Origin of the sequence: uncultured Faecalibacterium sp., assembly GCF_900066275.1 — a bacterium.
Taxonomy (GTDB): domain Bacteria; phylum Bacillota; class Clostridia; order Oscillospirales; family Ruminococcaceae; genus Faecalibacterium; species Faecalibacterium taiwanense.
On sequence record NZ_FMFG01000052.1, the window covers coordinates 1 to 13,221 of the forward strand.

10 protein-coding genes are annotated in these 13,221 nt (G+C 49.1%); 7 read left to right on the top strand and 3 right to left on the bottom strand.

Going from position 1 to position 13,221, the window contains the following annotated elements; translation table 11 throughout:
- Positions 1–66: 66 nt before the first annotated feature.
- The 7 genes from QZL71_RS12155 to QZL71_RS12185 all read left to right on the top strand — a co-directional run bounded on the left by QZL71_RS12155 (position 67) and on the right by QZL71_RS12185 (position 11,062).
- Complete coding sequence (locus QZL71_RS12155; RefSeq protein WP_294648955.1) at positions 67–1,002, top strand: hypothetical protein; 936 nt, start codon at positions 67–69, stop codon at positions 1,000–1,002.
- A gap of 71 nt (positions 1,003–1,073) precedes the next feature.
- Positions 1,074–1,523: a hypothetical protein gene (locus tag QZL71_RS12160; RefSeq protein WP_055190176.1), complete on the top strand. Its 450-nt coding sequence runs from the start codon at positions 1,074–1,076 to the stop codon at positions 1,521–1,523.
- 879 nt (positions 1,524–2,402) lie between these two features.
- Positions 2,403–2,756: a TnpV protein gene (locus QZL71_RS12165; RefSeq protein ID WP_097839620.1), complete on the top strand. Its 354-nt coding sequence runs from the start codon at positions 2,403–2,405 to the stop codon at positions 2,754–2,756.
- A 368-nt stretch (positions 2,757–3,124) separates the two neighbouring features.
- A complete protein-coding gene (locus tag QZL71_RS12170; protein ID WP_294648963.1) occupies positions 3,125–8,899 on the top strand; it encodes a DEAD/DEAH box helicase family protein in 5,775 nt (1,924 codons plus the stop codon).
- Complete coding sequence (locus tag QZL71_RS12175; protein WP_294648957.1) at positions 8,896–9,228, top strand: plasmid mobilization protein; 333 nt, start codon at positions 8,896–8,898, stop codon at positions 9,226–9,228. Before QZL71_RS12170 ends, QZL71_RS12175 begins: the two co-directional genes overlap by 4 nt.
- Before the next feature lie 108 nt (positions 9,229–9,336).
- Complete coding sequence (locus tag QZL71_RS12180; protein ID WP_294648959.1) at positions 9,337–9,615, top strand: hypothetical protein; 279 nt, start codon at positions 9,337–9,339, stop codon at positions 9,613–9,615.
- Positions 9,616–9,676: 61 nt separating this feature from the next.
- Entirely contained in the window at positions 9,677–11,062 is a 1,386-nt protein-coding gene (locus QZL71_RS12185) for a relaxase/mobilization nuclease domain-containing protein (RefSeq protein ID WP_294648961.1), read from the top strand.
- Positions 11,063–11,379: 317 nt separating this feature from the next.
- Here the strand turns inward: QZL71_RS12185 and QZL71_RS12190 are convergent, their stop codons facing one another.
- The 3 genes from QZL71_RS12190 to QZL71_RS12200 all read right to left on the bottom strand — a co-directional run.
- On the bottom strand, positions 11,380–11,820 hold the full coding sequence (locus tag QZL71_RS12190) for a hypothetical protein (RefSeq protein ID WP_005929376.1): 441 nt from the start codon (positions 11,818–11,820) through the stop codon (positions 11,380–11,382).
- Positions 11,821–11,915: 95 nt separating this feature from the next.
- Positions 11,916–12,428 carry a hypothetical protein gene (locus QZL71_RS12195; protein WP_117553858.1) on the bottom strand — a complete coding sequence of 171 codons (513 nt, stop codon included), beginning with the start codon at positions 12,426–12,428 and terminating at the stop codon, positions 11,916–11,918.
- Positions 12,429–12,873: 445 nt separating this feature from the next.
- Positions 12,874–13,221: hypothetical protein (locus QZL71_RS12200; protein WP_154274904.1), on the bottom strand; the 348-nt coding region annotated here is incomplete at its 5' end.

Below are 13,221 nucleotides of genomic sequence, written 5' to 3' on the forward strand. Positions count from 1 at the left end.
AATCGGCAGCATTTTTTGAACCAGCTTCTGAACGAAGAAACGTAATGCCGGGAAAGGACATTCCATATGAGTGATTCTACGTTGAAAGAGCTTTGGCAGCAGGTCGCTGAAAAGAAAAGCTGCGAAGCAAAACAGAAAGAACTGACCGCCCAGAGAGATACGCTTGCTGATTGCCTGAAAAAGCTGGAAAAATCCAAGCTGGCAGAGCAGGCTGATGTGGACCGTCTGGAGGGACACAGCCTTGCCGCATTTTTCTATCAAGTGATTGGAAAAATGGATGAAAAGCTGGACAAAGAACGGCAGGAAGCCTATGCAGCCCGCGTCAAGTACGATGCGGCTCTCCATGATCTTTCTTCCGTTGATGCCGACTTGAAGCAGATTCAAAATAGACTGGCACGGCTGTCCGATTGCGAAAGTCAGTATCAAGCTGCTCTTTCCGAAAAAATCAAAAGCATCAAAGTCTCTGCCGACCCTGCCGCACAGCAGATTGCGGAAAGCGAAAGCCGCATTGCCGCGCTGAAAGTTCAAAAGCGGGAGCTGCTGGAAGCCATCAACGCAGGAAAGACTGCCTTGCATACGGTCAACGAAGTTCTCGAAACCCTCCACAATGCCGAGGGCTGGAGTACATGGGACGTAATGGGCGGCGGTTTGATGGCCGATCTTGCCAAGTATGAGGAACTGGACGATGCGCAGAAACAAATCGAACAGCTTCAAGTGGAACTGCGGCGGTTCAAAACTGAGCTTGCTGATGTTGAGATCACCGCAGACCTTCAGGTTACGGTGGACAGCTTTCTGAAATTTGCAGATTTCTTCTTTGACGGTCTCTTTGCAGACTGGGCAGTTCTGGATTACATCAATCAGGCACAGAGCCGTGTAGAGAACACCAAGGGCCAGATCAAGCGTGTCCTCGCACTTCTGAAAAAGATGCGCGAAGATGTTGATGTCCAAATCGCTGACGAAAAAGAGAAGCAGGAGCAGCTTGCAGTGGAAACCGAGCTGTAGGGTTGGAGTGTTCGCTTATGTGATATGCTCAACTCAATAAATCGGAATCGAGGGAGTAGGAGAAATTGAGATTGGAGGATAAGTTGGTGAACAAGATTTTCAAAGGTCTTATTCGATTTTTGATAGAAGTGATAGTTATGACTGTTTTGATTGTTGGGATCAACATATTTACTAATGGTATGTATCTTTGGGGATTGCCCCGCATAAATGATATTCAGTCTGTAAATATCACGTATCCGAGTGTCACGGATGATGTTAAAGAAATTTCGAGCAGTGAGGACATTGAGTTAGCCTTAAAGCTAACGGGATTTCTGAAATATGATTTATTTGGGGAAGTGAATAGCGAAGAAGAACCCGCTATTACAATTACTTATTTTCTCAAGGATGGAACAAGCAAAACAATCTCCGCTAATAACACTACTGTCTGGTGGAACAATAAAATTCATGTAATCAAGGACAAGGAAATGTTTGTCAACCTAACAGAGGGAATTTTCTTTCTGGAAGATTTACAAACAAAGTAAATCAATTCCTGTTTGACGGACTATCAAATTATTACACACCTTCTGCGGGCGACCCTCAAAACGGTTGCCCGCTCTTTTTATACCCTAAAATCCGAAAAAGGAGGAACGCTATGCCAAGCAAAACCGAAGAATATCTTGCCCTTGCCCAGCGCACGGCCAACGGCTTGACCCGGTACTGGGAAAGCTGGACGGACTACCTGACCACTGCATCCCGGTTGTACAAGTACCCCTTTGCAGACCAGTTGATGATCTACGCTCAGCGGCCCGATGCCACCGCCTGCGCCGAATTTGACATTTGGCGCAACCGGATGAACCGCTATGTCAGGCGTGGCTCTAAGGGCATCGCTCTGCTGGACGAATCCAGCGGATTCCCTCGACTGCACTACGTTTTTGACGTAAGCGACACCGGGGTGCGCCGCAATTCCCGTGACCCGGAGATGTGGCAGTACAATGACGACCTGAAACAGCCGGTTTCGGAAATGTTGAGCAAGACCTACGGCATCAGCGGGGAGCGTGTCAGCCAGCAGCTTGCCGATGTTGCCGGGAAACTGGTGGCGGATTACTGGGACAACAACGGCGAGGACATCCGTGCCATCGTTGACGGCTCGCTGCTGATGGATTATGATGAAGCCGGGGTGGAGATGCAGTTCAAGTCCGCCGCCGCCATCAGCGTCACCTACACGTTGCTGGAACGCTGCGGCTTTGAGCCTGCCGGGTGGTTCGACAAGGACGATTTTCAGGCAATCTACAATTTCTCAACCCCAGACAGTGTTTACGCCCTCGGCGCAGCCGTCAGCGACATGAGCCGGGAAGTCTTACGCCAAATCGAACGCACCGTAAAAACAACCATTCGCCGCCGAAACAATGAAAGGAGCCAGCATGAATATGAGCAGCAATCTGAGTTACACGCAGACCGGGGATTATCTTCTCCCGAACCTGACCCTGCATCAGCCGAAGAACCCGCTGGGCAAGTACGGCAGGATGCGCCTGAACTTTCTGAAACAGCAGCACCCGGTTCTGTACCACACGATGCTCCTGAACGGGAGCCTGTACCCGACCCTGACCGAACTGGAGCAGACCGCAGCAGCGATGAAGAAGCAACTGATGGCCGATCTGCTGGCGAAGAACCCGGCCCCGGACAAGGAGAAGAATCAGATGGCGTGGGTACAGCACATGAACAGCCTACAGGAGCAGGTCGAGGAAGTGATTCGGACGGAACTGATCTACAGCTAAGTTTTCTGGATGCCGTCATCCCCACCGAAGCCCAGCAAATTGAACATATCAACCGAGCGGAGAGCGAAAAATCGCCCTCCGCTTTTGTTTTGTCGCAGGCTGAAATTGAGAATGAACTGCGCAAGCATGGTTCCGGTTTTCAGGATGGCAAGCAGCGGATCATCGAACTGTACCAGACACAGCCCGACCGCAAACTCCGCGCTAAAGCATTGGCGAAAGAGTACGGCATCGGCGGACATTCGCAGGATTTTCTGGATGGCAGCAGCGGTTTTGTAAATCATGATGGAAAAGGACTTGAATTTGACCACTACCCGGATCATCAAAAGGTTACGTTAAGCTGGACACAGGTCGAGAAATACATCGACCTGATGATTCAGTCTGACCGCTACCTGACCGATAAGGAAAAAGAGCATCGTGCCGCCGTGCAGGAAGCGGAACGACAGCTCCCAATGCTGGATGGTGATGCCGCTGCCGAATACAATGCTCTGAAAGAGCAGTACCCCAATACCCTGATTGGCTTTGAACTGGGCGGATATTTTCTGTTCTATGACAAAGATGCAATCACTGTAAAGGAAGTTTTTCGTTCTAATTTGCTGTCACAGGAAAATGCGCTGGGAAAAGTCAAAGTGACCGGCTTTTTGCGCAGAGAGTGGGTAGCAAAATCGCAGAAGCTGTGGGCCGAGGGCAACAGCATCTATCTAGCCGGACAGGGCGGAGATGGTACCCACCATCAGACAAAATATCTGCGAGAGGAAGATTATCTGCCGATCGGCATCATCATCAAGCTAGATGGCCGGGATTTCCGTGTGGATCACGTCAACTTCATGTTCAAATCCGTCAGCTTGCAGGACATGGACTTGACCAACAGCGGACAGCCCATCTTCCGGGTTGAACGGTTGCCCAATATCCGGGAACTGTATGAACAGCAGCAGGATGAAATTATTGACGTTTCTCCTGAAAAGGCTGTTGATTACAAGGTCGGTGACGAAGTTGTTGTTGACCTTCCCACCCGAACCATCGAAGGCAAAATCGGCTATGTTGGCGAAACCGATGTGCGCATCGACACCAGCGCGCATGGGCAGTCGTGGGATAACGAGGTACTCAACAAGCAGCAATTCGAGGACGGTCTGCGGCGGGATGAACCTACACCTGATGAGGAACTGGACAAGTTGCCTATCTCTGTGGAGGTCAATGGCGAGTGGCAGACCTTTCCGGATGCTGCTGCCGCAGACGAAGCCCTGAACGCTGAACCGATGCCGGAAGCCGCAGGAAATTTTCACATCACGGATGATAATTTGGGTGTCGGAGGCCCCAAGCAGAAATTCGCCCGCAATATTGAAGCCATCCAGACCTTGCGCACTTTGGAGCAGGAGCACCGTGGTGCCACCGCCGAGGAGCAGCAGGTGCTTTCGCAGTATGTGGGCTGGGGCGGTCTGGCAGATGCCTTTGACCCCGGTAAAGACAGTTGGGCAAAGGAATACGCCGAACTGAAAGGGCTGCTCTCCGAGGACGAATACGCCGCCGCCCGTTCCAGCACCCTGAACGCCCACTACACCTCTCCGGTGGTTATTCGTGCCATCTATGATGCTGCGGAGCGCATGGGCTTCCGCAGCGGCAATATATTGGAACCCTCCATGGGCGTTGGTAATTTTTTTGGCCTGTTGCCGGACAGCATGGCAGACAGCCGCCTGTACGGTGTAGAACTGGACAGCATTACAGGTCGCATTGCGCAAAAGCTCTACCCGGAAGCTAGCATAAAAGTTGCCGGATTTGAAACCACTGACCGCCGCGATTTCTATGACCTTGCCGTTGGCAATGTGCCATTTGGCAATTATAAAGTCAACGACAAGGCGTACAACAAGCTGGGATTTTCTATCCACAATTATTTCTTTGCAAAAGCCATCGACCAAGTGCGTCCGGGCGGCATCGTGGCCTTTGTTACCAGCCGCTACACGCTGGACAGCAAGGATTCTTCTGCCCGCAAGCACATGGCAGAGCGTGCCGACTTGCTGGGTGCTATCCGCCTGCCGAATAATGCGTTCAAGGCTAATGCAGGCACCGAGGTCGTTTCGGATATTATCTTCCTGCAAAAGCGTGACCGCCCTGCGGACATCGAACCTGCATGGGTGCAGTTAGGGCAGACTGAGGATGGATTTACTCTCAACAGCTATTTTGTAGGCCACCCGGAAATGGTGCTGGGAAATTTGGAACTGGAAAGCACCCAATATGGTCACGACCTGACCGTTGTACCCATCGAGGGCACCAGCCTTGCAGACCAGCTTGCCGAGGCGGTGCAGCACATCGAGGGCAATTACACTGCGGTGGAGATTGCTGCCCCGGACGTCGCAGATGCGGAAGCACAGCGCAAAACGCTGCCCGCAGACCCGACTGTGAAGAATTTTAGCTATACGGTTGTTGATGGCGAGATCTACTACCGAGAAAACTCTATCATGACGCAGATCGAACTGTCCGACAACGCCAAAGGCCGTGTAGCTGGTATGGTGGAGTTGCGGCAGATCGTCAACGAACTGATTCAGCAGCAGTTGAACGACTTCCCGGACGAGGACATTAAGGCATCGCAAGCAAAATTGAACGCCGCCTACGATGCCTTTACTGCAAAATACGGGCTGATCAACGACAAGAAAAATGCCCGCCTGTTCGATGATGACAGTTCCTACTATCTGCTCTGCTCACTGGAGAATCTGGACGAGAATAAAAATCTCAAGTCCAAGGCAGATATGTTCACCAAGCGGACGATTCGGCCAGAGCGTGTTGTCACCAGTGTGGATACCCCCAGCGAAGCACTGGCAGTATCTATTGGTGAGCATGGTAAGGTCGATTTGCCTTATATGGCAGAACTGCTGGGCACTCCCGGTAACTATGAGCGCATCACCACCGAATTGTCCGGCGTGATTTTCAAAGACCCTGCTGTGGATGCTGACGACCCGGAAGCAGGCTGGCAGACTACGGACGAATACCTTTCGGGTAATGTACGCGATAAGTTGCGGATGGCACAGCTTGCTGCGGAAAGTCACCCGGAGTTCAAGGTTAATGTGGACGCACTGACCAAGGCACAGCCCAAAGATCTGGAGGCATCTGAAATTGATGTGCGTTTGGGTGCCACTTGGCTTGCGCCCTCCATCGTGCAGCAGTTTATGATGGAAACTTTTCAGCCGCCCTATCGTATCCGCTACAACAATGCCATCACCGTTCGCTACTCCCCTTATACTTCCGAATGGCGAATCAGCAATAAATCTGCTACTGGCTTTGGTGACATTATGGCCACCGAAACCTACGGTACCCGCAGGGCCAATGCTTACAAGATTTTGGAAGACACCTTGAATTTGCGTGACAGCCGCGTTTATGATACCATCGTGGAGGATGGGAAAGAAAAGCGTGTGCTGAATCAAAACGAAACCACCCTCGCCCAGCAGAAACAGCAGGCCATCAAGGATGCTTTCGCTGGCTGGGTCTGGAAAGATCCGCAGCGGCGGACTCTGCTGGTGAAGAGGTACAATGAGCTGTTTAACAGCACCCGACCCCGTGAGTATGACGGAAGTCATATTCATTTTGTGGGCATGAACCCGGAGATCAATTTGCGAGAGCATCAGCGCAATGCGGTTGCCCATGTGCTGTATGGGTATAACACCCTTTTGGCGCACGAAGTCGGTGCCGGCAAGAGCTTTGAGATGGCGGCTTCCGCTATGGAACTGAAACGTCTGGGCTTGTGTCAGAAAAGTCTTTTTGTCGTGCCAAACCATTTGACGGAACAATGGGCCAGCGAATTTTTACGCCTGTACCCCAATGCAAAGCTGCTGGTCACCAGCAAAAAAGATTTTGAACCCAGTAATCGAAAAAAATTCTGTGCGAGAATTGCGACCGGTGATTATGATGCGGTTATCATCGGACACAGCCAGTTTGAAAAGATACCCTTGTCCGCAGAACGACAGGAGCGTCTGATTCAGGAACAGATGGATGAAATCGAGGAGGCCATCGAAGAAGCGAAAGCGCAGGTTGGCGAGCATTTCACGGTAAAGCAGCTGGAAAAGCTGCGCAAGTCTTTGAAACAGAAATTGGAAAAGCTGCAAGGCACAGACCGTAAAGATGATGTGGTTACGTTTGAACAATTGGGCGTAGACAGGTTGTTTGTGGATGAGAGCCAAGCGTTTAAGAACCTCTACTTGTACACGAAAATGCGTAATGTCGCAGGTTTGAGCACGAGCGAGGCGCAAAAATCCAGCGATATGTTCGGCAAGTGCCGCTATTTGGACGAGATCACCGGAGGACGTGGCGTGATTTTTGCAACAGGTACGCCCCTGAGCAACAGCATGACCGAGATGTATACCCTGATGCGTTATCTTCAGTACAACACCTTACAGCAGAAAGGGCTGACCCATTTTGATGCGTGGGCATCCACCTTCGGTGAGACGACCACGGCCATTGAACTTGCGCCCGAAGGCACCGGATACCGTGCACGCACTCGTTTTGCGAAGTTCTTCAACTTACCTGAACTGATGGCGATGTTCAAAGAAGCAGCAGATATCAAGACCAGCGACCAGCTTCATCTCCCGGTGCCTGATGCAAAATTTGAGACGGTGGTGGTCAAACCTTCGGAAATCCAACAGGACATGGTGCAGGCGTTGAGCGAACGTGCAGCCGAAGTCCACAGCGGTTCTGTTGACCCCTCTGTGGATAATATGTTGAAAATTACGTCGGATGGCCGCAAAATCGGTCTTGATCAGCGGTTGATGAATTCCGCTCTGCCCGATGACCCCAACAGCAAGTTAAATGCCTGCGTCAACAACGTCCTGCGCATCTGGAACGACACCAAGGAGCAGAAGCTGACCCAGTTGATTTTCTGCGATATGTCTACTCCCAAGGGGGACGGTTCGTTCAACGTCTATGATGATATTCGCACCAAGCTGCTCAACGCCGGTGTGCCCGAACAGGAGATCGAGTTCATCCACAACGCAGATACGGAGAACAAGAAAGCAGAACTTTTCTCCAAGGTACGCAGCGGACAGGTGCGTGTGTTGCTGGGCAGCACTGCAAAGATGGGAGCTGGCACCAACGTCCAGACGCTGCTCGTAGCGGTGCATCATCTGGATGTAGGCTGGCGTCCGTCTGATATGACCCAGCGCAACGGCAGAATCATCCGCCAAGGCAATAAAAACAAGCAGGTTTACGTCTATAATTACGTTACCGAATCGACATTTGACGCCTACCTCTATCAGACCCTTGAGAATAAACAGAAGTTTATCTCGCAGATCATGACGAGCAAATCGCCTATGCGATCTTGCGATGATATTGACGAACAGGCTTTATCTTACGCAGAAATCAAAGCTTTGTGTGCAGGCGACCCTCGCATCCGGGAAAAGATGGACTTGGACGTGCAGGTAGCAAAATTGAAGGTGCTGCGCGGAGACTTCCAGAATCAGAAATATCGTCTGGAGGATAAGCTGCTCAAAACTTTCCCGGAGGAGATCCAGAAACAGAAAACCCGCATTGCTGCTTTACAACAGGATTCACAGATTGCAGCAACACACCCGCAGGACAAAGAAAACTTCTGCGGCATGACCATCAAGGGCATGGTGTACGATGACAAAAAGGCTGCAGGCGAACGGCTGCTACTGGCTCGGCAGGAGATGCCCAATGCTGATATGATGCTGCTGGGCACCTACCGTGGCTTTGAACTGAACATTCGATTCGACAGCTTCAAGAATGAGCATCAGGCTGTACTCCGGGCAGAGCTGAGTTACCCGGTGTCGCTGGGCGATGATGCGCGCGGCAATATCACTCGTCTGGACAATGCCATCGACAATTTTGCTGACCATATTGCAGATGCCGAAAATGCTCTGCAAAACCTTGAACAGCAGAAGCAGGCCGCAGAGGTCGAAGTGGCAAAGCCCTTTGCACAGGAGGAAGAACTGGCCGAAAAGTCTGCCCGCCTTGCTGAATTGAACGCCTTGCTGAACATCGACCGTGACCGCAGTTCCTCGCAGGATGCTCCCGAAGAAACCGAGGAAACCGAAACACCTGCAACTCGTCCGTCTGTGCTGGCTGCACTGGGGGAAAAGACCAATCAGCCGGAGCCTGTCAAGCCGTTCCGCAGCTATTATGATAAGGATGGTGATGCCCGGTGAGGGAAAAGCGGAACGAGATCATCATCCTGAGAACCACAAAGTCGGAGAAGAACCGCATTTATGAGAAGATGTTGGGCATGGGCATCCGCAGCCTGAGTGCCTATATCCGAAAAATGGCTCTGGATGGCTACTGCTTGAACTTTGACCTGCCGCAACTGCGGCGGATGGCATATCTCTTGCAGATGTGCAGCAACAATCTGAACCAGTACGCCAAAGCCGCCAATGAAAATGGTCGGGTCTATGCCGCCGACATGGAGGACCTGCGGCAACGGCTGGATGAGCTGATCGGCATTGGCAAGCAAATTCTTTCCAAGCTGGCAGAGCTATAAAAATTCCCGCAGTTGGAGGACTGCGGGTGTACATATAATGCTTGACATCCTTGCAACGTAGTAGTCGATACCTTTATAATAAGGGCGAACAGAAAGGAAGTGCTTGATATGATGTCTATGCTGAAGAAAATGGTTCTTTTCCCGATTTCTCTCTTTGTGGCCTTTCTAGCTCTGATGGCAAGGTGGCTGCTAACCCTGTCCAGCTATGTAGTTGCTCCGCTGATGCTCTACATCTTCGGCTGCGGCATCTACACTGCTTACCGTCAGACTTGGAATCAGTTCCTTATCTTGCTGGTAGCCGAATTCCTCTGCTTTGTCCTCTTTTTCGGCGCAACTGCCATCACCGAGGGCATCGGGCGGTTCAGTGAGTGGTTGGCCGAACTGTAAGGAGCATTTTCAACCTTTTGCCGCCTTCGGGCGGCTTTTTCTTTTATGGGGGTGATTTAGGATGGCTGCGACACGGCTGATCGCGCTGCACAAAAACAAAGGCAAGTCGGTTGCGGTCTGTCTGAAAAGCCGTACAGACTATGTACAGAATCCCGACAAGACTGAGCATGGCGAACTGATTAGCAGCTACGAATGCAGTCCTTTGACGGTGGATGAAGAATTTATGCTGTCCAAACGGCAGTATGAACTTGTCACTGGGCGCAGACAAAAAAGTGACGTGATTGCCTATCAGATCCGGCAGTCGTTCAAACCCGGCGAGATCACCGCCGAAGAAGCCAACAAGGTGGGTTATGAGCTGGCAATGCGTTTCACCAAAGGCAAGTATGCGTTTATCGTTGCAACCCACACGGACCGGGAACACATTCACAATCATATTATTTACAACTCCACTGCGCTAGACAGCACCCGGAAATTCCGTGATTTTCTATTGTCCGGGCTGGCTGTACAACGGTTGAGCGATTTGATTTGTCTGGAACATCAACTGTCTGTCATTGAAATCAAGCCGTACCGAGAGCGACAGAAGCGCACTCTTTATCCACCCAGAGAAAGTAATCGAGATAAGTTGTGTGCCGTAATTGACAACATCCTGCTGAACGAGAAACCTGCAAGTTTCGAGGGCTTCCTTCAAAAGCTGGAACAGCAGGGCTACGAAATCAAACGAGGAAAGCATGCTTCGGTCAAAGGCGCACGGCAGAAACGCTTTATCCGTTTTCGGACACTGGGCGCAGGATACAGCGAAGATGAAATCAAGGCGGTCATTGCCGGAGAAGCCGAACACCGCCCGCATCAGAAGCAGCCACCGAAAGAGCAGCCGTTCCACCTATTGGTGGACATTCAGGAAAAGCTCTCCGAGGGCAAAAGCGAGGGCTATGCACAGTGGGCGAAACGCTACAATTTGAAAGAGATGTCCAAGACCCTGATTTTTTTGCAGGAAAATAAAATCGGCAGCATCGAAGAAATGCAGGAGCGTGTGGATGCCGCTACTGCTCACTATCACGAACTGGGCGATTCCATTAAAGCCTCTGAGAAGCGGTTGGCAGAAATTGCAGTGCTGAAAGCACACATCATCAACTATGCCAAGACGCGACCAGTCTACGATGCCTACCGAAACTCAGGGTACAATAAAAAATTTTTGGAAGCCCACCGGGAGCAGATTACGCTGCACAAGGCTGCAAAAGCCGCTTTTGATGAAGCTGGATTGAAAAAGCTGCCAAAAGCCAAGGACTTGAGCATCGAATACGCTGAACTTCTGAAAAAGAAGAAAGAAGCATACCCAGACTACCGGAAGGCACGAGATGAGATGCAGGAGTTGATGAAAGCTCAGAAAAATGTAGAGATGTTTTTTGCAGAGGAAAAAGACACAGCCGAAAAAGAGCCAACACGATAAACGAAATCCGCCGAGGATTCTTCCCGTTTTTTTCGGGAGGATTCCTCGGCGGATTTTTGCTTTTGAAAACTGATTTCTAAGAATGTGAATGGTAGCAATTTTCGAAATATGTGTTCTATTTTTTCTGCATTGGAATTACCACTTTTTTGATAAAATTAGGAGCCATCACTTTCCGACAGCCATTCGTCTAGGATTCTTGATGCTATTTCAGCATATTCTTCATCTGTAGAAATAGATTTCAAATATTTGTAAAGAGTATTTTTTTCTTCTGCCGCCCCAATATAGGGATAACCGGAATTCCCCAGCATCTCTTTTATTCAGGATTTTTCTACTGAAATCCGGATTCCAAATCCTCCCTCTGAGTATGCAATGCTTATCCATGTTTCATCTTTTCTTAGCAAAACGCCTGTCGAAACGCTTTCTGAAGCCGATGCCTCTTCAGCGTATCCTAAGGTTTTCAATTGGTCAATATATTTTTGTATTTCTTCTTCAGAGATATTATTATAAAAGATTGCATAATACCCAGCATTAGAACCATCCAATATATATTCTATCGTTCCACTTTCCGGCTCACAAATAAGCCTAGTGTATTCATTATCCGGCCAAACTGAAGTATAAATACATTTTACATCAGACGGATTGGTTCCTCCATGTGTAGCAAATTTTCCCTGACCTGAAAAACGAATGCAAAGAAAGACCAATATCAAAACTATAAAGGCAACCGCCATACTGCTAAAAAATTCCAATTTCTTATTCATTTGGCTTGCTCCATAATTCAAACGTACAAAGCCACGATTCTTTTCTTTCGGCTCTAAAGAATCGTGGCTTTTATCCCCATTATCTAATGCTTTTATTACGGAATCGTGATGTCGTAGGAAATGGAGAACTGGCCACCGTTTGCCAAAGCATTCAATGCTACAGCAGTTCCAGAAACAAATACTGTACCGCTTGTTCCGCTACTAGCTTTCCTACCGGTATCCACATCTGTACTAATCGTTTCGTCCCCGGTTGCGACTTCAGAGAAGTATTTACTTGTCGATTGGCCATTCATGGTAAGTTTGACATTTCCTGTCATACCTGTAAATTCCGGCTTTGGCGATGAGTACCACGGAACGTAAAGTTCAACATGAACCTGTACGCCATCATTCTTATCATAGGTTGCGTAGGAATTAACCCGAACGTTAGCAATTCCTACCTGCATAGCCATGCCAGGTTCCAAGCACTCGCTTAGAGGTGCATCATACCTTCCAATAACAACAGGTTGTTCGTCATCCGTTGGGGCCGCTGCAAAAGCAGAGATAGAACAAAGCGAAAAGACCATAACCACCGCCATACAAAGCGCAAGCAATCTTTTCTTCAAGGTCATTTTGAGTCATCTCCTTTTATTTTTGCATAAAATGTGACAGCATATCGAATAAGGTACTTTGCAATCACAAGAAAAGCAATCGCCATGACTGTTGCTGTCGATACAATTGTCAAGATTTCCGGTACGCTAAATTTCATAAATGTACCTCAACTCATGCTCAACTTGTTTTCAAGGAAATTATCTGCATTGGAATCACCTCCATCACGGTTTTCATTTTAGATGTTGATAATAGCAAAGCACAAATAGAAAAAAATCCACAATATTGTAGCAAGACGGAGAAAAAATGTCACCAAAACGGTGTAAGCGCAAAGCAGGGATTGGTTCTTGATCTCTGTTGTGAGAGTTCACAAACGTCCGGGATGCTGTTGCCGGAAGGATGCTTTCTTCAATTTTTTTCCAGAATTCTCTGCAAATAGCGGGCTGTTTATGCTTCTTGAGAATCCATCTAGTGAATACCGACACCCTCCATGATCTTTTCTATCCAATTTGTGGAAGAATCATTTTTCTCACTAAATGACCCCAAATAATGTGACGAACTCTCAACCTCTATTATTACACCATCCGGCATTCTGTATTTTTCTAAACTGAGATTCAAACCTTTAAGTGGGATTGTTCTAGCCAGTTGAGGGATAGAAACTGTATGGAGAATATCAATTTTTGATAAACCTCTATACGTTTCTGTCTTTTCGGCTTCACTTAGCAACCGTTCTGCATACTGATTTGAAATAACCTGTATGCGAAATTGTTCTTTTTCATCCTCGGTCATCTCAAGTGGAACGCCGTGCAATGTGTC